This is a genomic window from Arthrobacter sp. M4, from assembly GCF_020251205.1.
In the GTDB taxonomy this organism is placed as follows: Bacteria; Actinomycetota; Actinomycetes; order Actinomycetales; family Micrococcaceae; genus Arthrobacter.
Genome location: NZ_JAIWYX010000070.1, coordinates 1 through 381, shown reverse-complemented (window position 1 = coordinate 381; position 381 = coordinate 1). Strand labels below are relative to the sequence as shown.

Sequence of the window (381 nt, the reverse complement as noted above, 5' to 3'; positions counted from 1 at the left end):
CGGCCTGAGCACCGCGAACCGCCGCGAGGAGCGAACCGGCTGGGCGATGCTCACCCCTGCCATCCTTCTGCTCATCATGTTCGTGGCCGTCCCGGCCATCCTGGCCTTCGGCCTCGCGTTCACGAACGCACGGCTCATCTCGCCGCACCCCCCGACCTTCGTCGGTCTGGACAACTTCATGCGGCTCTTCGCGGACGATCAGTTCTACCGTGCGCTTCTCAACGTCGCCTACTTCGCCGTCGTCGTCGTCCCGCTCCAATCCGGCCTAGCGCTCGGCATGGCGCTGCTCGTCAACGTGAAGGTCCGGGGCGTGAACTTCTTCCGCACCGTCTACTTCCTTCCTGTCGTCACTTCGATGGTCGTTGTATCACTCCTGTGGCT

General features: G+C 64.0%; 1 protein-coding gene. It reads left to right on the top strand.

Going from position 1 to position 381, the window contains the following annotated elements; all coding sequences use genetic code 11:
* Positions 1-381, top strand: a 381-nt coding sequence (locus LD110_RS23435; protein ID WP_374200388.1) for a carbohydrate ABC transporter permease, incomplete at both ends; no start/stop codon positions are given.